Genomic DNA, 24191 nt, shown 5'->3' on the forward strand with positions numbered 1-24191 from the left:
GTGAGCTTTATTCAAAAATACAGTGCAGGTTATTCCGATAGCCAATACATTTATTTATCGTTACTCTCACTAAATCTCATTATTATTTTTTCAAGTTAGTCCTATGGATATAAAAAACCTTTGTAAGCTCTACCGAACAGGTAAAAAATTTAAATATGTCTTTTTCTGGGGACATCAATCAAAACAACAACAAGTCACGAAAAGCTGTTTTAGCCAATGGTACCCTGCTCCTTTTATCGTTGATGGTAACCGTTTCGCCAGTGCCGAACATTTTATGATGGCAGAAAAAGCACGTTTATTTGGCGATAGTGAAATTCTGCAAAAAATTATCAATGCTCCGAATCCTGGGGCTGCAAAAGCCTATGGGCGAGAAGTTCGTGGTTTTAAGCAAGATATCTGGGATGCAAACCGATTTGATATTGTTGTAAAAGCTAATTTAGCCAAATTTTCTCAAAATGATGCGCTAAAGCAGTTCTTATTGGCAACAAATGAGCGTGTCCTCGTGGAAGCGAGCCCTGTCGATAAAATATGGGGAATTGGTTTAGCGGAAGATGCGGAGAATATTGAAAACCCACTCACGTGGAAAGGCTTAAACCTATTGGGCTTTGCATTAATGGAAGTACGGACACAATTAGCCAAGTAAGATTTTCAGCACAAATATCCCGCTGTTAAAAAGCAGCGGGACTTCACTTTAAATATTCTTATAGTGGCATTCTGTATTCAATAACGCCTGGTTTTTCTGCGACCCAATTGTATAGCTTTTGTCCGCGTAAATTGGTTTCCTGGGTATGCCAATATAAACGTCCACATTGTTTCTGCTGCGCTTGTTGCTGAACAAACTCAATTAATTGTTTTCCCACATGGCGACCACGAACTTCAGGGGTCACATAAAGATCTTCTAAATAACAAAAATCATTTTCGGCCCAAGTGGAGCGGTGGTAAAGATAGTTAACAAAACCAACCACTTTGCTACCTTCTAATGCAACAGCGCAGTACATCGGCTCTTTTTCATCAAAGAAACGCGCCCATGCTTTTAAGGTAATTTCTTCGCTTAAATCCACTTGATAAAATTTTTGATACTCCAACCAATAAACTAACCATTCTGGGTAGTGATCAGGGGAAACAAACTCAATAGATACCAGTAGTTCTGCATTATTCATAATAACCCTTCCATTTGTAGACATATAACTGAATGAGGTTATAGTACAGAGCTATCTGGTACTGTATAAGATACACTTTTGTTATTTATTTAGGATCCACTTATGAGAAGAAAGCAACAAGCTCAGTTCCCACTATTATTGATTGAACAGGGTCGAATTAATGAAGGGGTTTACCATACGATCCGCAATGCAATATTAGATGGACGAATTGCTGCTGGCCTAAAATTACCTTCGACTCGAGCACTAGCCGAGATGATGTCAATTTCTCGTAACTCAGTCATTGCAGGGTTTGAACGTCTAATTGATGAAGGTTATTTATACTCAAAGCAAGGCTCAGGAACCTATGTTTCTGCACTGATTCCTGATGAGCTAGTGCGTCCAATCAACACTAAACAAGCGACCTCCAAACAAGAAAATCCTGCACTTTATCTGAACCCCGTGTTGAATAACCTTCAACCACTTTGGGAACAATCTCGCCCAAATACCAATAAGCGCTCAATATTTAATATTGGCGTTGGTTGTGTTGATCAGTTTCCCCATGACCTATGGGGGCGATTACTCGGGCGAGTTTGGCGAAAATCCAAGCATGATATCACGCACTACAATCACCCTGATGGCTATATACCGCTCAAAAAATTACTGGCTAATTATGTGCGTTCAACCCGTGGCGTTCATTGCCATGAAAAACAAATTATTATCGTCAATGGAACCCAGCAGGCAATAAATTTAGTAGCTAAAGTCTTATTAAAACAAAACGATACTGTTTGGCTCGATGACCCAGGTTATGACAGTGCTCGTGCAATTCTAGCCGCCGCCGGCGCCAATATTTCACCAATCCCTTCAGATCATGAAGGAATGAATGTTGAGTACGCTGCCACACATCATAGTGATGCCAAACTGATTTACACTACGCCATCTCATCAGTTTCCGCTTGGAACAACCTTAAGCTTACCTCGCCGCCTCGCATTATTAGATTGGGCGCAACAAAATAACGCTTGGATATTTGAGGATGATTACAACAGCGAGTTTCGTTTTTTATCCAAACCGATCCAAGCCTTGCAAGGGCTGGATAATCATCAACGCGTTATTTATGCTGGTACATTTTCTAAAATGATGTATCCCGGTTTTCGCCTTGGATTTTTAATTGTGCCAGAAAATCTGAGTGACGCTTTTACGATGATGAAATATTACAGTGACAGTCATTGTAGTTATTTAGAACAAGCCGCTTTAGCCCAGTTTATTCAAGAAGGTCATTACGCGAGACATATTCGTAAGATCCGCAAAATTTGTTATGAACGCCAAACTGTTTTTTGCCAATCCATCAATCAATATCTCCCGCATATTTTTAATGCACAGATGAATGATTCTGGGATCCATACCGTCTGCTGGGTGAAAAAAGGCTATAGCTTAGAGATTATCCTAGAGCAGTGTCGTGCCCTTGGTTTTGGAGCTCAACCGCTATCTCGTTATTGCATTAGCAGTCAAAATAATGATGCTATTCTATTTGGATATGCTGCCCATACCAAGCACGAGATCGTCCACAATATTCAGTTATTAAGTGAGGCACTGGCGAAAATATACCCGAGTTAAACAGAAATGATATTCACCGCTATTCCGATTGTCGACGGTATTGAACGACTTATAAGATGACCTCAATGCAATTTTTCACCCTATTGAGGTGCACTATGACAAAAATAAATTACCCTTATGAACTCGAAGTCGGCGACATTGTTTTCACCAGTATCGGCACTGAAGTTTTCCGCCAAATCGCATCCGCATCAAAATGTTGGAGTAACCATGTTGGCATGATCATCGGCCATGATGGAGAAGACTATTTAGTGGCAGAAAGTCGTATTCCGTTATCGACCACCACCACATTATCCCGTTTTATTGCCCGCTCATCTGAGCATCGTTACAGTGTGCGCCGCTTATCAACACATTTAACTGAGGCACAAAAACAGGCGTTAGTAACACAAGTTTTTCCACGATTAAATAAGTTTTACCATACTGGATTTAAATATGATTCATCGCGCCAGTTTTGCTCAAAATTTGTATTCGATATTTACCAATCTGCCTTATCTATTCGCATTGGCGAAATCGAAACATTCCAAGAATTGTTAACAAAAAATCCGAGTGCCAAATTAAAGTTCTGGAAGCTATGGTTTATTGGTTCCATTCCTTGGGAACGCACGACCGTCACCCCGGCCAGCTTATGGCATCATCCAGAGCTTTCTTTGGTGTACCGTAGTCACGAAGATATTCATTAATTCCTCACTTTAACAACCGATTGATTGACTCTTCCTACACAGATAAAGAGCCCTGTTCCACAGGGCTTTAGCGAGCAACCCAACGTTTTTAGGAGTAACTTCAGCACTATCTTTATACTATTTTTTGACTCTCTTTCCTCATCAAAATACCCTCCTACCCATACACCGATTTTTATGCCCATTCGTTTGTTCAAAACGCAATTAATGGATGAGCGCGTTCAGTAAAAGGATTGAGGAGAAACGCAATGGCGAATCAATTCCGAGAAAAACAAACCCCTTTAATGTTATTCGTCTCTTACAACGATGATTCATTTAAACAGCCTCACCAAAGGGTATCTCATGGGGGAAATAATATGGACTCAAAGTTAAATAGCTTAGAAAAAGAGATCAATAAAATGAAAAATGATCTGCATGAAGTCAAAACCAATATCGCCGTGATCAAATCCAACTATTCCACCAAAGAAGCTCTAGCCGCTAGCGCCAATAAAATCATTTTATGGTTTGTGGGCAGCGTGATATTGACGCAGTTACTGCCAATGGTGGTGAGAGTTATCGATGTGTGGGTGAAGTGATTAGTACTTATATTATTGAAATTACCTTTCTTATCTTGATTTTTAGGCTCACAAAAAAAGGCACTCGCCCCCGAGTGCCTTTTGGCTACAACCCGCTAAACTATGAGCTATTCAGCGGTTCTGGTACTTGTGCGGATAAGGTAGTCAAAGGCGCTAAGTGCGGCTTTTGCTCCCTCTCCGGCGGAAATGATAATTTGTTTATAAGGCACTGTTGTACAGTCACCGGCGGCGAATACGCCCTTCACGCTGGTTTCATTACGTGCATCGACTTCGATTTCGCCCATACGATTGCGAGCAACGGTATCACCTAACCAATTGGTATTTGGTAATAAACCGATTTGAACAAACGCGCCTGCCACTTCCAAAGAGTGCACGCTTTCATCAGTGCGATCTTTGTACTCTAAGCTAGTCATCTTGCTGCCATCGCCTTTAACTTCAAGGGTTTGAGCATTCAAAATAATATCGATATTGCTCAGGCTGCGAGCTTTGTCTTGTAACACGGAGTCCGCTTTCAATTCTGACGCAAATTCCAATACCGTCACATGCTCAACGATACCCGCTAAATCGATAGCTGCTTCGATACCGGAGTTACCACCACCAATTACCGCAACACGTTTGCCTTTAAACAGAGGACCATCACAGTGAGGACAGAATGTCACTCCTTTTGTGCGGTACTCTTGTTCGCCCGGAACACCCATATTTCTCCAGCGTGCGCCAGTGGCGATAATAATACTGCGTGCCTTCATCACACCGCCTGATGCGGTTTCGATTTGGTGATATCCGCCAATTTGTTCAGCAGGGATAAGCTTAGTGACGGATTGACCATCAATCACATCCACATTGTAGCTATCCACATGATTTTTCAGAGAACCAGCTAAAATTGCGCCTTCAGTTTTCAATACCGAAATATAGTTTTCGATATCAACGGTATCCATGACCTGTCCACCGAAGCGCTCACCGATAACACCAGTACGAATACCTTTCCGCGCAGTATAAACCGCAGCGGATGCACCCGCAGGACCACTACCGATGATCAGAACTTCAAATGGGTCACGTTCGCTAATCGCTTTTGCCGCACGCGCGTCAGCATTGGTATCCACCTTGCTCACGATTTCGCTTAATGTCATACGGCCTTGACCAAATTCTTTGCCGTTTAAGAAAACAGCGGGCACACCCATGATGTTGCGTTCGTCAATTTCGTTTTGGAACAGCGCACCATCAATCGCCGTATGGCTGATGTTCGGATTCAATACCGCCATTAAATTCAGCGCCTGCACAACGTCAGGGCAGTTATGGCAAGATAATGAATAGTAAGTTTCAAAGTTAAAGTCGCCTTCCAGCCCTTTCACTTGATCCAACAATTCTTGCGCTTCTTTGGATGGATGACCACCCACTTGCAGGAGAGCCAGCACTAAAGAGGTAAATTCATGGCCTAATGGTGAGCCTGCAAAACGCACGCCAACATGAGTCCCTGGGTTGGTGATTAAAAATGAAGGTGTTCTTTGTGCGGCATCGCGCTCTTCACGCACAGTCACCTTGTCAGACAGCGACGCAATTTGTTCAAGTAATTGTTTTATTTCAATTGATTTTGCGCTGTCATCTAAATTCGAAACTAACTCTACGGGTTTAGTTAATCTTTCCAGATAGGCTTTTAATTGAGCCTGTAAATTATTATCGAGCATGTAATCCCCTTGGTCATAAAATCGGGTACATATACCCGTCGAATAGCCCGTTGCAGGCTTTTACTTAATTGTGTTTAGCGCCTGCAACGTGGCTTATTTTGCAATATTCTTATCGAGGGTTATCGATTAGATTTTGCCGACTAAATCTAATGATGGAGACAGTGTTGCTTCACCTTCTTTCCATTTAGCTGGGCAAACTTCACCTGGGTGGCTTGCAACGTATTGAGCAGCTTTAACTTTACGCAGTAAGTCAGCAGCGTCACGGCCAATGCCTTCCGCAGTGATTTCGATAGCTTGGATGATACCTTGTGGGTCAACAACGAATGTACCACGGTCAGCCAGACCTTCGTTTTCACGCATGTTTTCGAAGTTACGAGTCAGAGCACCTGTTGGGTCGCCGATCATCGCGTATTTGATTTTACCGATGGTTTCAGAGCTTTCGTGCCATGCTTTGTGAGTAAAGTGGGTGTCAGTCGATACAGAATAGATATCTACGCCCATTTTTTGGAATTCAGCGTAATGGTCAGCAATGTCGCCTAATTCAGTTGGGCAAACGAAAGTGAAGTCCGCTGGATAGAAGAAGAAAACGCTCCATTTACCCGCAACATCTTTCTCTGTTACTTCGATAAATTTACCGTCTTTAAAAGCTTGATTAGAAAAAGGTTTGATTTGAGTATTAATTAATGACATTTGATGTCCTCCTGTTTGGTTGACTATTAAGTTACTGTTTCGCAGAGACTTAATCCAATCAGTCGTTGCTATCGATTTGATAGGCAAAATCTAATCATTAATTAAAAATTGATAGGCATAGCATTTTATAGGTGCAACATTAGAACGCTTGCCGATAAAATCCGCAAGCGTTTTGTGAAAAATAACGCGATGTGATTTGATGCGATCTAATGCAATAAAAACTATGCCATCGTAGCGATGGTTTTGCGAAAGCGCATTAATGCGAAGCTGAAAAATACGCTACCAATGACCACTAAAATAACAAACTGTGGCCATACAATTTGGAATCCTGCACCACGATATAAAATAGCTTGTGCCAGGCTAACAAAGTGTGTTGTCGGCATGGTTAGCATGATGTCTTGCACCAATTGCGGCATGCTTTCACGGGCAGTCATCCCCCCTGAGAGCATGTTTAATGGTAATAACACTAAGATCATCAATAGACCAAATTGAGGCATTGAGCGCGCAATCGTCCCCATAAAAATACCAATCGATGTGGTGGCAAACAGGCTGAGTGCAACCCCACACATAAACAGTAGAATCGACCCTTCAATCGGTACTTGCAGCAAGGTTTTCACCACCAGCAATAGTGAGACTGCCGAGGCAATCAGTACCACTAATCCCATCGACCAAATCTTTGACATCATGATTTCAAAAGGCGTTAACGGCATCACCATTAAGTGCTCGACGGTACCATGCTCACGTTCCCGTATCAGCGCTGCACCAGTTAGAACAATCGATAACATTGTAATGTTGTTAATGATAGCCATCACCGAACCAAACCAAGACTGCGTTAAGTTTGGGTTGAACCGCATACGCACTTCCAGATCGACGGGTAAACGCCCTTGGCTACGGTATTTCGCCAGAAATTCGTTCACTTCTCCTAAGGTAATATTTTGGATATAGCTATTACCCAAAAAGGCCTGACTCATGCGTGTTGCATCGATATTAACTTGCAATTGAGGGTGACGCCCTGCAAGTACATCCCGTTGAAAGTTAGGGGGAATATCAATTGCAAATGTATAAGCGCCTCTGTCCAGTAAGCCATCTATTTCATTCGGCACAATATCCGCTGGCGGCAAGAAATACGGTTCATAGAAACTATTAATAATACGATTTGAAAGCTGGGATTTATCCTGATCAGCAATGGCTATCGGGGCATTATGCAGCGAGCCCGGCGTCACTGTTGCAGAGGAATAAATCGAGACAGTGAACGCAAACACAATCAGCGCCAGCATTGCCTTATCACGCCCTAAGCTTCGTAACTCTTTCACGCCCAAGTTAAAAATATTCTGTATTTTACGGAACATCCCTATGCCTCCTGCTTTTTCAGGAAATAAACACTCAAGCCAATCACAATCGGGATCGTGATGGCTAGCGGGATAAATGAGGCTTGTAAATCAAAGAAATTAAGCCCTTTAGAGAAGGTTCCCCGTGTAATGGTCAAAAAGTGGGATGTTGGGTAAATTTGCCCTACCCAGCGACCAATCCCTTCCAAGGAAGAAACAGGGTCAATCATGCCGGAAAATTGAGTTGCGGGGATCAAGGTAATAATTGAGGTTCCGAAAATGGCTGCAATTTGGCTTTTCATAAAGCAGGAAATCAGCAGCCCCATTCCGGTTGCAATGGTGATATATAAAAATGCAGCTAAGCTCAACGACAAGAAACTGCCTTTAAATTCCACACCAAAAACATAGACAGATAAAATGCAAAGTAAAACAAAGTTGAACATCCCTAAAACAATATAAGGCAGTTGTTTACCGAGCAGGAATTCTAATTTGGTGATCGGGGTGACATAAAGGTTAATAATTGAGCCCAACTCTTTTTCACGCACTACACTGAGCGCGCTGAGCATCGCAGGGATCATCATTAATAATAGAGGAATAACGGCGGGAACAATCGCCGGTAAGCTACGAACATCCGGGTTATAACGATAGCGTGTTTCGATATCAATAGCCGGAATTCCTGCAACACCTGCTGGCTGACGCGCCGCCATCGTGCTTAACCATGCTAAATGCATCGCTTGCACATATCCACGCACCGTTTCTGCTCGGTTTGGCATCGCGCCGTCTATCCACACCCCCAGTTTAACGTTATTGCCCTTGGCTATATCACGGGCAAAATTAGGCGGAATTTCTATGGCTACGGTTATTTTCCCACTGCGCATCCCTGATTCGAGCTGCTCATAATCCCGCAATGGAGGCTGTTCAATAAAGTAGCGAGAACCCGCCAAATTCAGGGTATAACCTTGGCTTAAGCCGGTTTGATCTCGGTCGAGTACAGCAAAACGTAGATTTTCCACGTCCATGCTGATCCCATATCCCATGATGAACATCAAAATCACCGTTCCTAATAACGCCAATGTGGAACGCACGGGATCGCGCCGTAACTCCATCCCTTCACGAATGCTATAACTAAATAAGCGTCGTAAACTGAAGCGTTTTTTGAGTGCTTCCGCCGCTTGCTCTTTCAGTTTTGCATCCACATGAAATTCAGGGGCAGTCTCTTTGCCTGTATCTTTATCGCCAACCGCATCCCGTAAGTAGGCAATAAACGTGGCTTCTAAAGTGTCTAACCCGCGCTTTTTAATCAGGTTTTCTGGCGTATCGCAATCCAGTACTTTGCCCGCATGCATCAATGAGATACGGTCGCAGCGTTCCGCTTCATTCATAAAGTGGGTGGAGATAAAAATAGTGACGCCGTCACGTCTTGAAAGGTCGACCATTAAGTTCCAGAACATATCCCGCGCGACGGGGTCAACCCCGGAAGTTGGTTCATCAAGGATCAGCATTTCCGGCTGGTGGATAACCGCCACAGCCAAAGAGAGGCGTTGGCGTATTCCTAGCGGCAGGTCATCAGGGAGTGTTTCTCGCACATCGTCCAAGTCAAAACGCTGGCACATTTCATCAATGCGCTGGTTAATTTTATCTTCGGGAATGTGGAATAGCTTGGCGTGTAATTCAAGGTTTTGCTGAACACTTAATTCGCTGTACAGGGAGAACGCTTGGGACATATACCCGACGCGCTTGCGGGTTTCAATGTCTTTTGGGTCAATCTCTTGCCCAAACAGCCACGCTTGCCCTTCGCTGGCTTGTAATAAGCCTGTTAACATTTTCATGGTGGTGGATTTACCGCACCCATTGGAACCTAAAAAGCCAAAAATCTCCCCCTTCGGAATTTTAAAGTTCACATGATCCACCGCCACAAAATTACCGAAACGCATGGTTAAGTCCTGAGCTTCGATAGCGATAACATCATCATCTCGTGTATCTCGAGGCGGGATCACCACTTTTTGGTGACCAGCGCGTTTTTCTTCAGGTAACAACGCGATAAAAGCAGCTTCAAGGTCATCACAACCCGTTTGGGCTTTTAATTCAGAAGCATGCCCAGTAGCCATCACCTTGCCGTCATCCATAGCCACCAACCAATCAAAACGCTCCGCTTCTTCCATATAGGCCGTGGCCACCAGCACGCTCATATTGGTTTGGCGTTCTCGAATACGGTCAATAAGATCCCAAAACTGCGCTCGAGATAAGGGATCAACCCCCGTTGTCGGTTCATCAAGAATCAATAAATCTGGGTCATGAATTAGCGCACAACATAACCCTAGCTTTTGCTTCATCCCGCCCGATAACTTCCCTGCAGGTCGGTCTTTAAAGGGGGCTAGCCCCGTACTTTCAAGAAGATCCTGAATGCGATACGCACGCTCTTCGTTGGATTGCCCAAATAATCTGCCGAAAAAATCCACGTTCTCGTACACGGAAAGCGTATGGTAAAGGTTTTTCCCTAATCCTTGAGGCATATAGGCAATTTTGGGGCAGACATTGCGACGATGGTCGCTGTTATGCATATCGCCATTGAGTACATTGACTTGCCCCTGCTGGATCACACGGGCGCCTGCAATCAGTGACATTAAGCTTGATTTGCCCACGCCATCGGGGCCAATCAACCCCACCATTTTTCGAGCAGGAATTGCGAGAGTGATGTCATCCAACGCACAGTTATCACCGTAATGTTGGCTGACATGCTGTAAATCAACAATCACATCATCCATCAATTTATCGGTCATTCTGGTAATCTCACCTCAAGATCGGTTGGCCATGCGGCTTGTGCATCTAAACGAACGTACGCTTTTCCAGGTAAACCTGTTTTGACATATTCAAGGTGTTTTTCCAGTAATTCAGGGGAAATACGCGCACGAACACGGAACATTAATTTCAAACGTTCATTTTGAGTTTCCACTGTTTTAGGCGTAAATTGTGCAACACTAGCAACGAATGAGGTTTTGGCTGGGATCACAATATTCGGGGCGGCATCGAGAATAATATGAACTTCACTTCCAAGAGCAACCTTACCAGCTTGTTCTGTTGGCAAGAAAAAGGTCATATACACATCACTTAAATCAACCATATTCAGCACGCGCCCACCCGCACCTAGAACTTCACCGGGCTCTGCAACTCGATATTGAATACGGCCATTACGTGGTGCTTTTAGAATACTGTCTTCTAAATCAGCCGTAATGCGTCTTTCTGTGGCCGTTGCAGCTTCTACGCGGTTTTTCGCTTGGACAATCCCCGCTTGTGCAGAGTCAATGGCAGCGGTGGATGCAGCAACTTGGGCCTTTGAAGCTTCAAGTGCAGCCTTCGAGCCTTGCATTTGTGCTGTATCATCATCCACTTGCTGTTGAGAGACCGCTTTAGTTTTAACCAAAACACGAGAACGATTTAACCGTTTTTGCGCGGCATCTAACTCAGCTTCACGTTGACGGACTACGGCTTGAGCCGCCAGTTTTTCACTTTTGCGCTGTACTAACCCTGATTCTGCCGTGGCAACCGCACTAATGGCTTGGCGTAACTGAGCTTGTACTTCATGAAGTTGTTCCTGTAAGGCGCGGGTATCCATACGGGCGAGTTCTTGCCCTTGTTGGACAAAATCCCCTTCTTTGACAAGGATGGTATCGATTCGTCCAGCTGTTTTAGTCGCAATATCTATCTCAGTGGCTTCAATTCTGCCATTACTTTGTGCGAACCCTTCAGGAAGACTACTCGAATTTTGGCTCCAGTAGTAATATCCGGCCGCCATAATTGCCAGAATCAAAATAAGATAAAACGATACTTTGCGCTTATTTATTTTCATACCATCCCTTCTCTATTCATTGAATAAATTAGTGAACCACAGTTGTTTTTGGTCGTTAATTAAATTAATTAGTCACATTACAAAACTGTTTTCTCTTGAAATAAATATCATCTACATTTTATTTTTTTATTATTTTTATAACAGACAAAGTCTATATAACAGCCATTTCATGAGGCTATCTTATTATTTATTATAACTTTATCAGAATTTGGCTTAGGTTAAGTCGCTATATATCACAAAAAAGTCATCCACTCGAAAAAAGGGATTGTTTCAAGTGTAGATAGGAATATAAAAAAGTAACAATAAAGCCAGCAACGTTATTTGCTGGCTTTGGTTTAGTAATGAAAATATTATTTAAGCGTTAATGTTTTTCTAGCAGTTAATATCGCTTTGCTAGCAAATTAATTGGCAAACTTCGCAATTGTTTCAGCATCCATACGATATCGTACCCATTCGTCTTGTGGTTGTGCTCCGATGCTTTGGTAAAAATCAATGGCTGGCTGATTCCAATCTAATACGCTCCACTCTAAGCGCTGGCACTGACGTTCAAAAGCCAATTTGGCAATGTGCTTGAGGAGTTTTTTCCCTGCCCCCGCCCCACGGCACTCAGGTGAAACGTACAAATCTTCTAAATAAATCCCATTATTGCCTAACCATGTTGAATAACTGGTAAAAAATACGGCATAACCCGCCGGTTTACCGTCAACGTAACACAGTAACGCTTCGGTTTTGGAATCTGGTGCGAACAATGAGTTTTCAATATCAGCAACACTGGCTTTTACTTCATGACGCGCTTTTTCATAGACGGCTAACTCAATAATCATCTCTAAAATCAACGGGGCATCTTCACGGGTTGCCGTTCTAATTTGTATATCCATTATTATCTCTCTTGTTGTTTGAGGCTCAATTTTAACCATCGATGGCGCTAAACCCTAACACTCAGCAGTTTTATTCATCAACGCAACGCCATTATAAGAATGATTTATAACCAATGATTCATAGCAATGATCCACAACAACAGATAAACAAAATGAATGGCTGCTATTGCTCTAAAATCCTTCTCTTTGCTATCATCCCCGCATTGTTCAACCGAAATATTGAAAATAAAAAAGGAGGCTAATCTTATGCTGTTGTGTGATCTTATTGAATACTCACACTTCTTTGGTAATCGCCAGAGCTCAGGCTTTCACAGTGTTACACTGCGATAACCCTGCCTGAGCAAAGCAGCTAAAGAGTCTTTTCTCAGCTTACTGGGTTGTCGTATCGACGATACCCGGCGTTTTTACGCCTAGAATTTGAGTAAGCTATGAGCACATTATTATCTGTAAAATCATTAAACTACGATACATCCACCACCTCATTACTGTCTGATATCAGCTTCACTTTACTGCAAGGTGACCGTATTGGTCTGATTGGCCACAATGGTAGCGGCAAAAGTACCTTATTAAAGCTGTTAACTTCCCAGTTATCACCAAATAGCGGGCAAATTACCTATGCTAATCATTGTGTTACGGCATATATCGAGCAGCATCTTCCTGCGGAAGTCGCCCCGTTAACCTTGATAAATGCGCTACTGCAAAAACTGCCTACACAAGAACATCTTTCCGAACGTTGGCGAGCAGAAGTGCTATTAACGGAATTGGGATTTGCACCTCATCAGTGGGAGCAATCAGCAAATGCCATTAGTGGGGGTCAGCATACGCGTTTACTGTTAGGACGCGCGTTAATCAGCCAGCCTGATTTATTGTTGTTAGATGAACCGAGTAACCATCTGGATTTACCTACCCTTATTTGGTTAGGGAATTTCCTTCAAAGCTGGAAAGGTAGCTTTGTGTTGGTTTCTCATGACCAATCCTTGTTGGATAAGGTGACAAACAGTACGTGGATTTTACGAGATAAAACTCTGCATTTTTATCGGCTTCCATGCAGCCAAGCACGCCAAGCATTAGCAGAAACCGACCGCGCCGATGAGCATCGCTTTAACGCCGAGCAAAAGGAAATTGACCGTATTGCTTCAAGTGCCAAGCGGTTAGCCATTTGGGGTAAAGTTTATGATAATGAAGGGCTTGCCCGAAAAGCGAAGCAGATGGAAAAGCAAATAGATCGTTTAAAAGAGGATCAAACAGACCTCACTGAAGGCTATCAATGGCAATTGTTGCTGAACGGCAAAGCGATTCCTGCCGATCGAGTGCTTGAGTTGGATAATACTCAAGTCACCACGCCGGACGGACAATTTCTGTTTTCAGTCCCCTTTTCGCAAGTGAAAAGCGGTGACCGAATTGCCATTATGGGCGCCAATGGTTGCGGAAAATCCACGTTATTGCGTTTGATTTGGCAGCAATACCTCGCGGATTTGCGTTATGAAACTCAGTTAAAGTTTCACCCAACGATTTCAGTGGGTTATTACGATCAGCAGTTAGAACAATTGAATGATCACGATAGTTTAATCGATGCATTGCGGCATTTTGCCCCTCTCACCGATGAACAACGAAAAATGGCGCTGATCAGTGCAGGTTTTGTCTATTCTCGCCATCAGCAAAAAGTGGCAACGTTAAGTGGTGGCGAACGCGCGCGTTTGTTATTTATTGGGCTCAGTTTGGCGCAATACGCGTTAATTTTGCTGGATGAACCAACAAACCACCTTGACCTTGAAGGTAAGGAAGCATTGAGTGAGCAAATATCCCAATTCGAAGGGGCGCTATTGGTGGTTAGCCATGATAAATGGTTAATTGAGAATAGTTGCCAGCGTTATTGGTATATTCACAATAATCGCTTGGAGGAGTATCTGAGTCTTGAGGAAATTTACCTAAAGATAGAGAGCCAATCAGCCTTATCAGAGGACGAATTAGAAAAGAATCAGACCCGTTTGATTTCTGAAAATATACCCGAGGCCATTGCTCATTCTCATGAAGATGACCTTCTTGAACAACTGTTGGAATTGGAGGAAAAGTTGGCAGCCGATAAACAACGTAAAGTTGCACATCAGAAGCCTTTACTTCAGCAGCAGTGGATTGAGGAAATGAAGCGAATTCAAACTATGCTCGAGATCTAAAATAATAAAGCCCCTAGCTGCCAACGCGCACTAGGGGCTTTTTCATTACTTCAATGACAAAATAATACCGTGACAAAATAATTATTAATAAAGTAACGCAAATCTTTATCGGTGAAATGGAGACCAATCACCCTATTTACTCTCATTTTATGAATAACTGTTTTGCCACTCTGTGTTACATGAAACTCAACTTAATATTTCTGTTTTTTTGCTCGCTTAAAGTATGACATCGGCACACTTGGGCAAACTACCTCTTTAAATTTCACCTTACTCTTCGGCGCAGAATCTGCCGGTTTTTCTTTTGGCTCAATTTGCTTATTTTCTTCCGGCTGCATCACTTGTTCTGGCTGCATCACTTGTTCTGGCTGCATCACTTGTTCTGGCTGCATGGTTTCTTTCATATGAATTTGCTCTTTAACTTGGATAATATGACGGGTTTTTGCCATGTTATTTTCCTTCTACTACGTTCTCTTCTGAAATTAATAGCGCCGCATTCACTTGTTCAATGCGCTTCACAGCTTGATTGATAATGTTGACCACTTGGGCGGATTCTTGTTTCGATAACTGTTGTAAAACAATTTTGTGTCTGAGTAATGACTTGAATTTATCAACCGCTAACTCAATTTCATTGGCAAATTGATTTCCGGCTTTCAGTTCTTGTGCATAATTTAGCTTCATTTTCACTTCAGCAAGAATTTCTGCCTTTAATAGTAAAAAACAGCGACCTTCCGGCGTAATGGCAAAGCATTTACGCCCTTTGCCTGTTTCTTTACTGGTTGAAATAAAACCCACCTCTTCCAACAATGTCAGTGTCGGATAAATCACGCCAGGGCTTGGACAATAAAATCCAGCCGTTCCTTCACTAATTTTTTTTATCAGTTCATAACCATAATTCGCACCATCTACGAGTAAATGCAAAATATAAATACGCAGTTGTTTTGGATTAAACATGCGCCGAACACTTTTACCCTCGCATAGACATGTATAGAGGGTTTTGGGATTGTCCATTTGATCTCTCAGTGAATGTGCAAAAATTAAAAACCGATATATCTAATATCATAATCGGTTTTCTGAATAATGCCAGAATTAGATATATCTGTTTTTATCATTACGTGCTAATGATAACCATTATCATTATGATAACGAAAAAATTGGCGTCTTCGCGTACAAAAAGTGTTTTTAGTGATCTTCGTAAATGAAAAAAGCCAGTTCTGCGAGAGAACTGGCTTTCTAAATCAAAACAATAACTCGTTAGTGTTAGCCAATATCAGGCAGAACTTTGAAAACAATACCGAGCTGGATACCAATAACCGCAATACCACACAGGAATACAATCAATAATGCAGGCTTGCCACCGAGTACTTGATACTTACGAGGGTTAACATCTCGTGATTTCAGAGCCATCGCACTTGGCAGTAATAACGCTAAGATAGACAGCGCTATTGCCGCATAGCCTAATGCCATCACGAAGCCTTTCGGATAAAACAAGGCAAAAACCAGCGGTGGTAAAAAGGTAATTAACCCCGTTTGAATACGCCCTGAAGCGTTATCCTGGCGCTTAAACAAGTCTGCTAAGAAGTCAAACAAGCCTAACGCAACCCCAAGGAATGATGTGGCTAATGCTAAGCTCATAAACATTTGAGCGACGAGTTCAGTTTTACCTGACTGCGCAACTGCTTTAATGGCTTCAAGCAATCCATTTAACCCTGAGTTTTCAGCTAAAATCCCCACAAAGGTACTTGTACCAATGCTGCCCAGCGTAGCGATTTGCCATAAAATATAGGCAACTAACGGAATCGCACTTCCTAAGATAAAGATAATTCGCAGTTTTTTGACATCACCGCCCATATATTTCACGACACTTGGTACACTTCCGTGGAAACCAAATGATGTAAAGAAGACAGGGATAGCTGCGAGGATCAGGATTTTTTCTGTTGGTGAAGAGAGCAAGTTCACTTGTTCAACATGCGGGAACATCATCGCAAGAATGATCACTAAAAACACAATCTTGGCAGTAAATAAGATGCGGTTAATAAAATCGACGGACGAGGTACCAAAGCAAACCACCCCACCACCGATAATGGTAAAGATGACAATCCCCATCCAATCTGCCATTTCAATGGCAAAACTGCCTTTCAGGTTTGAAGTAATAATTTGCCCTGCGCCTGTCACATACGCGGCGGTTAAGGCATACATTAAAAACATCATACTGAAACCAGTAATGAACTTCCCACCAGAGCCTAAATAGCGCTGAGCAACACTACCTATCCCCGTTTCATGAGATTCATGTTGGTAAACCTCAACCAACAATAATGCGGTGTAGCACATTAGCGCCCACAACCCAAACAACATCACTAAACTCACTGAAAACCCGTTACTTCCCGCTGCAATTGGCATCGCCAACATTCCAGCGCCGATCGTAGTACCTGCAACAATAAAAACACTACCAAGTGTGCGATTTTTCATATTGAGATCCTAACAAAATTAATTAAACACTAACTTTTTGAATGGAATGATTACGTTTATTTTCTTCATCAATGAGCTGTTGTAGTTTGTCTTCAAAGATGTTTCTTAATTCATTCCAGTAGCTTTCGAAGTGCTGTTTATCACGCAGGCAATGGGTCATAATTGCGGCCCTTAATACATAAATTGAGTGGACTTTATGCCATTCCTCTTCCTTGAAATTCGCCTCTAGACACAGATTCTGAGGATTATCACCGTATTCTTCATGGGTTAGTGATGTAGACGAGGTTAAAAAGTCATTTGCATAAGTACGTCCTGCCGCATAAGAGCAAAGTTCATACAAACGTTTATTTAACTGGTTTTGCTTCTCTAATGAGGTATTGCCCGTCTCCCTGAACATAAAGTTGATCATGTGGAAATCCGGTGCAGGCATCGCCGCCAACGTAAACTCACGCCCATCAATGGTAAACGGCTCGCTGGCATTGATTTTCTCAATCATCCAATTAGCGGTTGTCACCCCTGCTGCGATGACTTTGCCATACCCCAATAAGTTCAGCGGAACTAACCGATGTGCAGCCCATACTGCCGCTGCCGTCGCACCTGCTTTTGAGCCTTCCATAATCGATGAACCCAGTAATACATTCTGTTGTTTATCGGTTTTACGGCTACTTTCTTTCACTTCTTCAAACACATAGGCTGCATGATAGGAAATCAAATCGACAATGCGTTTGTCCTTCATGCAAATCGCCCCAGCTGCATAAGGGATAAAACCGACTTTATGCGGATCGACTGTAATGGAATCAGCTTGGTTTAAAGCGCGGAAGCTTTGATAAACATCGGGCTTTGGCCAAACGATATCTGACGGGAAAACACCTTCGTTATGGTAACGTTCAATAAGTGCATCATATTCAAGGAATTGATTGTTTTCATCACGGAACATCGCACAGGCATAACCTGCATACGCAGCATCAATATGCACATAGAATGAAACGCCAAAGCGTTGTTCACATTCTTCGCGTAATTTGATGACTTCAGCGACGTTATCAATAGCACCTGTTTCAGTGGTCCCGACAACAGCCACCACTGCAAGAATAGGCTCGCCCTTTTCAATCAGTGAGAAAACAATGTCACGCATTTGCGAAACATCCGTGCGATAACGTTTATCCACGGGAAGTTGAACAATATTTTGCTGCCCTAACCCTAAGATATCCATCGCTTTCATCCACGAATAATGCTTGGATTGCGGCACTAATAATTTACCGAGTTTACCTTGTTCAACACCAGTTCCTCGGCAAGTCAGATTACGGATCTCTTCAAACAATCCTTGCTTTTTCAACTCATCAATCAGATCCAGTACATCACTAGTTCGCATATTCAGTAATGCGGTCTCTGAAATATCCGTTAAAAGTTGTTTGGCTTGAGGATGGGATGCCATGGCTAAAGGTAAGGTTTTAATGTTTCTCGCGACCCATAACCCTTCATAGTTAGCCACTGTGCCACCAGAGGTAATGTGCCCCCAAGATTTTTGTACGTCATACCCAAACATACCGCATAAATCTAACCCCGCTTCGATTTCTAATACCGTCGTCGTTGGCGAAGATTCTTGTGCGCAGTTATTTGGGTTGTACATCATTGCCATGACATACGCGAGATTGGAGATCATCAGCGTATCCGCGTTCATATGCCCCATGTAACGCGGTGAAAACCAAGGCACTGACGTAGTTTTCAACTTCGAGGAAAGCTGATTAAGGATACCTTCAGTGCGATATAACGTATCCCGATATTCCGGTGCATATCTATCGACGGTAGTAATTAAATCGGGATCTTCGGGATGATAACCAGAACGCCAATGCATATGCTCAGTCACTGCGTATTCCATCATTTCTCTAAAAAATACCGCATTTTCAGATTTAGGTCCGAGGAACAATGCATCGACGTTCATGTTTTTATTTTTAAAATTATTCATTATCACTACACCTTCAAACTACAGCTGGCTGGCACCAGCTGCATTAAGTTACTCAACTTATTATCATTGGAAAGTGCAATAACGGGGGGATGTCTGTGTCGAATGACAACTTGTTAATGATATGACTAGACTTATATCCTTAACCTATATTCAGTAGTAGACAAGCCGTTAATGAGCCAACTTGCCTATAGATATAATTCATCTTCATTAAAACATTAACAAACTCATCTTAATTTTGTTCGGATTTGTGGACAGACACAAAAATTCAAAAATTAATTATCTGTAAAGAGATATTTACGCTTAAAAGACTTGATAATGTAAATTATTTGTTATAAATAGAAAATAATAACATACGTAATTATTATCTAATAATATAAACATTAAAAAATAGTTAATTCGTAGCTAACTGTTTACTAAAATAATTTTACCAATCAAATCCCCTGATTCCATATGGTGATGTGCGCTTTCCACCTGACACAATGTGTATATTTTGTTAATAATTGGCTTTATCTTACCGCTCTGTAGCATTCCCCAAACTTGCTGATGCAGCTCTTTAGCGATTTGCGCTTTCTCTTCATTACTTCGAGAGCGCATTGTTGATCCTGTATGAATTAAACGTTTTACCATCAATGGCATCATGTTCAGCTGAGTTGGGTTTCCTTTCATCATGCCAATTTGGATGATCCGTCCAAATTTTGCGGCTACCACGTAATTTTTGCTGACATAATCACCGCCAATAATATCAACGACCATATTCACACCATGATGATTTGTATATTCCTGAGTGACTTTCACAAAATCGTCTGTTCGGTAATTAATCACACAATCCGCACCGAGTGATTTCGCTGCTATCGCTTTATCTTCTGAGCCAACCGTCGTTATCACCTTGGCACCAAATGCTTTTGCGAGCTGGATAGCAGTACTACCAATACCCGAGGTACCACCATGAATAAGTACTGTATCCCCTTGTTTCAACTGCCCAATCTGGAACATATTCGCCCAAACAGTAAAAAAGTTCTCTGGGATAGCCGCCCCTTCTTCAAAGGATAAATTTCCTAATGACAAAGCGATATCTTGGTGCACTAGGCAGTACTCGGCGTAACCACCACCTGCCACAAGCGCACAAATACGGTCACCTATCGTCCATTGCGTCACATCATCGGCTTTAGCAACAACGGTACCCGATACCTCAAGTCCCATGATTGGCGATGCATCTGGCGGTGGTGGGTATGATCCTTTACGTTGAAAAATATCAGGGCGGTTAACACCTGCCGCTTCTACTTTAACGATTAAATGGCCAGGAAGGAGTTTAGGGAGCGGAATCTCTATTAGCTGCAGTTCATCCGAAACACTTGGATCAATAATGTCGACAGCTGTCATTAATGGGGGCAACGACATCAAATTGTTACTCATTATGACCTCTTTTTATAGGTTAATAGGAAAAAATGATATTTTTCTGTTTATTCTTGTGTTAATTTAATGCTAATAAACTATGTAAAATAAAACATGTTTTTACTATGTTTTTTATCCCTCTTTTTATATATTAAATTTATGTATTTAATATAGGTCAAATTATGCAATTGCTAATATCCTGTAAATTAGCATGATCTGCTGAATCTATTAGATTAGTAAATTTAGCATTCTTTGCTTTTTTATTTAATAACTCGTTTCTGTCTTATATAGCCCTTACCTGTTCAATTATCTTATGCTAAAATTGACTCATATCAATAATTTTAACCTGATTGAGCATTTAATATGATCCCAGAAAAAAGAGTTGTTCGTCGCATCCAGTCTGGTGGTTGTGCTATTCATTGCCAGGATTGCAGTATTAGTCAGTTGTGCATTCCTTTTACACTGAATGAACACGAACTGGATCAACTCGATAATATTATCGAACGTAAAAAACCTATTCAAAAAGGCCAAGCTTTATTTAAAGCAGGCGATGAATTACGTTCTTTATACGCTATTCGCTCTGGCACAATTAAAAGCTACACGATTACTGAAGAAGGCGATGAGCAAATCACAGGTTTCCACTTAGCGGGCGACCTCGTTGGTTTTGATGCCATTATTCATACACAGCACCCAAGTTTTGCTCAAGCGCTAGAAACTTCAATGGTTTGTGAAATTCCATTTGAAACGCTAGACGATTTATCTGGCAAAATGCCTAACCTGCGCCAACAAATTATGCGCCTGATGAGCGGTGAAATTAAAGGGGACCAAGAAATGATCCTCTTATTATCTAAGAAAAATGCGGAAGAGCGTTTAGCTGCATTTATTCTTAATCTATCTCATCGTTTTGCTGAGCGTGGTTTCTCACCAAGAGAATTCAGACTCACCATGACTCGTGGTGATATTGGTAATTACCTTGGCTTAACCGTTGAGACAATTAGCCGTCTGTTAGGTCGCTTCCAAAAAAGCGGTATGCTCAGCGTTAAAGGTAAATATATTACCATCGACGATATGGCAAAACTAACTGATATCGCTGGTAAAGTATCCCCCGTTTCTTGCTAATATTCCTATAAACGGGTCACAAACTTTGTGATCCGTTGTTACTTTTTAATCACATTTCTTGCGTATTTATCCCCAATAACATAGTTTAGAGTGATGGAACTATCCGTTTATTGAGAGGATGTCAGCATGGCTAACTATAAAAATCTTTTAGTTGCAATCGACCCAAATCAGGATGATCAACCGGCATTAAGGCGTGCAGTTTATATCGTACAGCGTAATGGCGGACGGATAAAAGCCTTCCTGCCTATCTATGACCTATCTTATGACATGACTACCCTGCTTTCTCCTGAGGAACGCAATGCAATGCGCAAAGGAGTGATCAGCCAAAAAGCCGCGTGGATCAAGCAACAAGCCCATTTTTATTTAGAAGCGGGTATTGAGATAGAAATTAAAGTCATTTGGCACAACAAGCCTTATGAAGCCATCATTCAGGAAGTAATTAGCGGTCAACATGACCTACTACTGAAAATGGCGCACCAAACTGACAACTTAGAGTCCATCATTTTTACCCCACTAGACTGGCATTTATTAAGAAAATGCCCGTGCCCTGTTTGGATGGTGAAAGATAAAGTTTGGCCAGATCACGGCTCCGTAGTGGTTGCGGTGAATCTTTCTAATGAAGAATCTTACCATGATGACCTAAATATCAAGTTGGTTGAGAAAACCCAAGATCTCGCACGAAGGATCATTAAAGAGCAGGAAATTCATTTAGTCAGCGCTTACCCAATTGCACCAATGAACATTGCCATTGAACTGCCTGATTTTGACCCAAGCTTGTATAACAATGCCCTACGCGGCCAGCATCTGATAGCCATGAAGAGCCTACGGCAAAAGTTTGCAATTGATGAGAAATACACCCATGTTCGTGAAGGGCTACCTGAAAAAATCATTCCTGACATGTGTGAGGAACTACATGCGGGTGTCGTGGTTCTCGGCATATTAGGTCGTACTGGGCTTTCTGCTGCGTTCTTAGGAAATACGGCGGAACATGTTATTGATAAGCTAAAATGCGATTTATTAGCGATTAAACCTGATGGCTTTGTATGCCCTATTAGTGCCGCGGATGATTAATTAAATTGGCGATAACTATCAAGTTTAGAAGCTCATAAATGGGTATATTTGTGAGCTTTTTACCATTATCTTCTTAGTGGTCATTCACAATTACTCATAATTCGATTAATAATAAAAAAGAAAATATTCAGATATAAAAACGCCCTGAATTCAGGGCGTTTTATTTTATATCGTCAATGATAAGTAATTACAGCGCTTTTAAAATTGCATCCACGCTGGCTTTCGCATCACCAAATAACATTTGAGTGTTTTCTTTAAAGAACAGTGGGTTTTGTACCCCTGCATACCCTGTATTCATTGAGCGTTTAAACACAACGACATTATTCGCTTTCCAAACTTCTAACACAGGCATACCCGCAATTGGGCTGTTTGGATCTTCTTGCGCCGCTGGATTCACGGTATCATTCGCACCGATAACCAGCACCGTATCTGTTTCGGCGAAATCATCATTGATTTCATCCATTTCTAATACGATGTCATAAGGAACTTTCGCTTCTGCTAACAGTACGTTCATGTGCCCCGGTAAGCGCCCTGCAACTGGGTGAATACCGAAGCGAACATTGATGCCACGTTCACGCAGTTTTGCCGTAATATCATGCACCGGATACTGCGCTTGAGCCACCGCCAAACCATAGCCTGGAGTGATGATCACTGAGGTTGAGTTTTTCAACATTTCAGCGACTTCTTCTGCTGTGGTTTCGCGGTATTCGCCCATCTCTTCTTCAGAGCCAGTTGATGAACCATCAGTACCAAACCCGCCAGCAATAACACTGATAAACGAACGGTTCATCGCTTTACACATAATATAAGAAAGGATAGCACCCGATGAACCAACTAAAGCCCCTGTTACGATCAGTAAGTCATTACTGAGCATAAAACCTGCCGCTGCCGCTGCCCATCCTGAATATGAGTTCAGCATGGAAACCACCACTGGCATATCTGCACCGCCGATAGAGGCAACTAAATGCCAACCGAAGGCTAATGCAATCGCAGTCATGATTAGCATCACGAAAACTTGCAGGCCAACGCTGTCAGTTTTAACGAAAATAACCAGCAAAATAAATGAAACGACTAAGGCCGCAAGGTTTAATTTATGGCGATTTGGTAACATCATCGGCTTAGATGACATTTTTCCTGACAGTTTGCCATAAGCCACAATTGAGCCTGTAAACGTGACCGCACCGATAAAAATACCCAAGAAAACTTCCGTTAAATGAATATTTTCCATCACGCTGCTGGCGTGACCTTCACTTGCAATAAAGCTGTTGAAGCCCACAAGTACCGCTGCTAAACCCACAAAACTGTGCAAAATAGCAACCAGCTCAGGCATTTCGGTCATTTCAACTTTTTTGGCTAAACGAATACCAATCACGGCACCGATCACCATTGCCACAATCATCCAACCCACATTGGCGCTATGAGGCCCCAAAATGGTGGCAATCAGGGCAATCCCCATACCGATAATGCCGTATGTGTTCCCGCGTTGAGAACTTTCATGGCGAGATAGCCCCGCGAGGCTGAAAATAAATAGGATAGCAGCAACGATGTAGGCTGCTGTCACAACTCCACTTGACAACATAAG

At 42.2% G+C, this 24191-nt stretch carries 20 protein-coding genes; 7 read left to right on the forward strand and 13 right to left on the reverse strand.

Annotated features, from left to right (window positions below; genetic code table 11):
* Positions 1-103: 103 nt before the first annotated feature.
* Entirely contained in the window at positions 104-643 is a 540-nt protein-coding gene (locus PR799_RS00460) for an NADAR family protein (protein WP_154626849.1), read from the forward strand.
* 58 nt (positions 644-701) lie between these two features.
* Here the strand turns inward: PR799_RS00460 and PR799_RS00465 are convergent, their stop codons facing one another.
* Positions 702-1160, reverse strand: coding sequence for a GNAT family N-acetyltransferase (locus tag PR799_RS00465; RefSeq protein WP_154626846.1), 459 nt, complete (start codon positions 1158-1160; stop codon positions 702-704).
* 102 nt (positions 1161-1262) lie between these two features.
* On the opposite strand from PR799_RS00465, the gene pdxR reads away from it, so the two are divergent.
* The 3 genes from pdxR (at position 1263) to PR799_RS00480 (ending at position 3999) form a co-directional block, all read left to right on the forward strand.
* Positions 1263-2750, forward strand: coding sequence for a MocR-like pyridoxine biosynthesis transcription factor PdxR (pdxR, locus tag PR799_RS00470; RefSeq protein WP_272520994.1), 1488 nt, complete (start codon positions 1263-1265; stop codon positions 2748-2750).
* Between the two features lie 95 nt (positions 2751-2845).
* Positions 2846-3427 (forward strand): YebB family permuted papain-like enzyme, encoded by a 582-nt coding sequence (locus PR799_RS00475; protein WP_272520995.1) that lies wholly within the window; start codon positions 2846-2848, stop codon positions 3425-3427.
* 245 nt (positions 3428-3672) lie between these two features.
* A complete protein-coding gene (locus PR799_RS00480; RefSeq protein WP_272520996.1) occupies positions 3673-3999 on the forward strand; it encodes a hypothetical protein in 327 nt (108 codons plus the stop codon).
* A gap of 107 nt (positions 4000-4106) precedes the next feature.
* On the opposite strand, the gene ahpF is transcribed toward PR799_RS00480, so the two are convergent.
* From ahpF to PR799_RS00510, 6 genes are all read right to left on the reverse strand, one after another.
* A complete protein-coding gene (gene ahpF, locus PR799_RS00485; RefSeq protein WP_154626838.1) occupies positions 4107-5681 on the reverse strand; it encodes an alkyl hydroperoxide reductase subunit F in 1575 nt (524 codons plus the stop codon).
* Between the two features lie 126 nt (positions 5682-5807).
* Positions 5808-6371, reverse strand: coding sequence for an alkyl hydroperoxide reductase subunit C (gene ahpC, locus PR799_RS00490; protein WP_006659869.1), 564 nt, complete (start codon positions 6369-6371; stop codon positions 5808-5810).
* A gap of 221 nt (positions 6372-6592) precedes the next feature.
* On the reverse strand, positions 6593-7720 hold the full coding sequence (locus PR799_RS00495) for an ABC transporter permease (protein ID WP_272520997.1): 1128 nt from the start codon (positions 7718-7720) through the stop codon (positions 6593-6595).
* Positions 7721-7722: 2 nt separating this feature from the next.
* Entirely contained in the window at positions 7723-10479 is a 2757-nt protein-coding gene (rbbA, locus tag PR799_RS00500) for a ribosome-associated ATPase/putative transporter RbbA (RefSeq protein WP_272520998.1), read from the reverse strand.
* A complete protein-coding gene (locus PR799_RS00505) occupies positions 10476-11546 on the reverse strand; it encodes an HlyD family secretion protein (protein WP_272520999.1) in 1071 nt (356 codons plus the stop codon). Before PR799_RS00505 ends, rbbA begins: the two co-directional genes overlap by 4 nt.
* Before the next feature lie 401 nt (positions 11547-11947).
* The gene (locus PR799_RS00510) at positions 11948-12424 is read right to left on the reverse strand and encodes a GNAT family N-acetyltransferase (RefSeq protein ID WP_132495902.1); all 477 of its coding nucleotides are present in this window, start codon (positions 12422-12424) and stop codon (positions 11948-11950) included.
* A gap of 428 nt (positions 12425-12852) precedes the next feature.
* Here PR799_RS00510 and PR799_RS00515 point away from each other — a divergent pair, with 428 nt between their 5' ends.
* The gene (locus PR799_RS00515; protein ID WP_272521000.1) at positions 12853-14598 is read left to right on the forward strand and encodes an ABC-F family ATP-binding cassette domain-containing protein; all 1746 of its coding nucleotides are present in this window, start codon (positions 12853-12855) and stop codon (positions 14596-14598) included.
* A gap of 191 nt (positions 14599-14789) precedes the next feature.
* Here the strand turns inward: PR799_RS00515 and PR799_RS00520 are convergent, their stop codons facing one another.
* From PR799_RS00520 to PR799_RS00540, 5 genes are all read right to left on the reverse strand, one after another.
* Complete coding sequence (locus tag PR799_RS00520; protein WP_272521001.1) at positions 14790-15044, reverse strand: DEAD/DEAH box helicase; 255 nt, start codon at positions 15042-15044, stop codon at positions 14790-14792.
* Position 15045: 1 nt separating this feature from the next.
* Entirely contained in the window at positions 15046-15549 is a 504-nt protein-coding gene (locus PR799_RS00525) for a PadR family transcriptional regulator (RefSeq protein WP_272521002.1), read from the reverse strand.
* A gap of 306 nt (positions 15550-15855) precedes the next feature.
* Complete coding sequence (gene tyrP / locus PR799_RS00530; protein WP_272521034.1) at positions 15856-17004, reverse strand: tyrosine transporter TyrP; 1149 nt, start codon at positions 17002-17004, stop codon at positions 15856-15858.
* A gap of 82 nt (positions 17005-17086) precedes the next feature.
* Positions 17087-19027 carry a pyridoxal phosphate-dependent decarboxylase family protein gene (locus tag PR799_RS00535; protein ID WP_272521003.1) on the reverse strand — a complete coding sequence of 647 codons (1941 nt, stop codon included), beginning with the start codon at positions 19025-19027 and terminating at the stop codon, positions 17087-17089.
* 402 nt (positions 19028-19429) lie between these two features.
* Positions 19430-20440, reverse strand: coding sequence for an NAD(P)H-quinone oxidoreductase (locus PR799_RS00540; RefSeq protein ID WP_272521004.1), 1011 nt, complete (start codon positions 20438-20440; stop codon positions 19430-19432).
* A gap of 342 nt (positions 20441-20782) precedes the next feature.
* Here PR799_RS00540 and PR799_RS00545 point away from each other — a divergent pair, with 342 nt between their 5' ends.
* Together PR799_RS00545 and uspE are read left to right on the forward strand one after the other, a co-directional pair.
* A complete protein-coding gene (locus tag PR799_RS00545) occupies positions 20783-21538 on the forward strand; it encodes an FNR family transcription factor (protein ID WP_006659880.1) in 756 nt (251 codons plus the stop codon).
* A gap of 126 nt (positions 21539-21664) precedes the next feature.
* Positions 21665-22609 carry a universal stress protein UspE gene (gene uspE, locus PR799_RS00550; protein WP_132495897.1) on the forward strand — a complete coding sequence of 315 codons (945 nt, stop codon included), beginning with the start codon at positions 21665-21667 and terminating at the stop codon, positions 22607-22609.
* A 187-nt stretch (positions 22610-22796) separates the two neighbouring features.
* Here the strand turns inward: uspE and pntB are convergent, their stop codons facing one another.
* Entirely contained in the window at positions 22797-24185 is a 1389-nt protein-coding gene (gene pntB, locus PR799_RS00555) for a Re/Si-specific NAD(P)(+) transhydrogenase subunit beta (protein WP_036948336.1), read from the reverse strand.
* Positions 24186-24191: the final 6 nt, after the last annotated feature.

Source organism: Providencia sp. PROV202 (genome assembly GCF_028479565.1).
Taxonomy (GTDB): domain Bacteria; phylum Pseudomonadota; class Gammaproteobacteria; order Enterobacterales; family Enterobacteriaceae; genus Providencia; species Providencia zhijiangensis.